1 protein-coding gene is annotated in these 888 nt (G+C 66.6%); it reads right to left on the reverse strand.

Annotation, left to right across the window (positions count from 1 at the left end):
* Positions 1-224 precede the first annotated feature (224 nt).
* On the reverse strand, positions 225-776 hold the full coding sequence (locus WAB14_RS18180; protein WP_340271759.1) for a hypothetical protein: 552 nt from the start codon (positions 774-776) through the stop codon (positions 225-227).
* Between the last annotated feature and the right edge of the window lie 112 nt (positions 777-888).

Here is an 888-nt window from a genome sequence, read left to right on the forward strand (position 1 = left end):
GGCTCCGCATGCTCCTCATCGCCGGCGGCCTGACCCCGTGACCACACTCAACGGCGAAGAGCCACCATTCCGGGCTTGCTGACCGCTTGGCCCGGAGGTGGCCGCTGCGCTGCATGCCGAGACTTCGTGGCTGAGCGTGACGCATAAGGAGGGCGCCCGCTCGCGCGGACGCCCTCCCAATAAACGTGATGTTGTCGAAGCCGAACAGGTGACCGCAGAGCAGGTCAGTCGTCGTCGTCCGACACGCGGAAGATCACCGTGCGGCCGTCGGGCAGAATCGTCGCGGGCGCGAACTTGTCCTGGGGGCCAGTGTTGTCGTCGTCAAAGCTTCCGTCAAAGGAGACGACGATTCCCATGACGATCGAGCACGTGGTCGGGACGACAAGCTTGAGGGCGTACTCGCCCTCGTGCACCGTCTGGCTGCCGACGAAGCCTGCCGGTATGCCTCGCGTGATGTTCGTGTAGCCGCGGGCCGCGAGGTAGTCGCGATCATTGTTGCCGGCGCTGTCGACACTGCCGTCGCTGCCAACCTTGACGGCGTAGTATTGCCCGGCGCAGGTGACGAGGACGAACCCGTGGGAGATGTACTTCCCAGTCGGGGTGGGCTGCGGCTCGCCGGTCGGGGACGTTGCCTCGGCGTGCGCCGCCGACATCGACAGGGTCTGCACTGCGGGCACCGCCCACAGGGCGGCCCCGGTGGCGATGACGCCAGTCTTCAGCGTCGATCGTCGCGTTGGGCCCTCGGGGAGGGGTGAAGGGCCGAGGTAGTTGCTCATGCGATCCCCATTCGGGTCGGTGACAGAGTCGGCTGCAGCCGACGACCGGACCTTACGCGGTGTCACGGCTGCGCATCAGGCAAACGGCGAAGGAAGGGCTGATCAGGGGAAC

Origin of the sequence: Aquipuribacter nitratireducens, from assembly GCF_037860835.1 — a bacterium.
GTDB lineage: Bacteria > Actinomycetota > Actinomycetes > Actinomycetales > JBBAYJ01 > Aquipuribacter > Aquipuribacter nitratireducens.

Bases quoted from the DNA above. Each gene is read 5' to 3' on its own strand.
- WAB14_RS18180 (WP_340271759.1), bottom strand. From the start codon at position 776: ATGAGCAACTACCTCGGCCCTTCACCCCTCCCCGAGGGCCCAACGCGA.